Consider the following 262-nt stretch of genomic DNA (forward strand, 5'->3'; position numbering starts at 1 on the left):
GGTGTACAAGCTCGTGCACGTCATAAGAAAGTTCTAAAACAAGCTAAAGGTTACTACGGTGCGCGTTCACGCGTTTACCGCGTAGCTTTCCAAGCAGTTACTAAAGCTGGTCAATACGCTTACCGTGACCGTCGCGCTAAGAAACGTCAATTCCGTCAACTATGGATTGCACGTATCAATGCGGCATCTCGTCAAAATGGTCTATCTTACAGCCGTTTCATCAACGGTCTTAAGAAAGCATCTATCGAGATCGACCGTAAGA

Annotated in this window: 1 protein-coding gene; it reads left to right on the plus strand. The window is 46.2% G+C overall.

The genetic code is table 11. From position 1 onward, the window contains the following. Positions 1 to 262 (plus strand): 50S ribosomal protein L20 (rplT, locus tag O4G74_RS16155; RefSeq protein ID WP_269403537.1); only part of this gene is annotated, 262 nt, incomplete at both ends.

Origin of the sequence: Henriciella marina (assembly GCF_027213945.1) — a bacterium.
GTDB lineage: Bacteria > Pseudomonadota > Alphaproteobacteria > Caulobacterales > Hyphomonadaceae > Henriciella > Henriciella marina_A.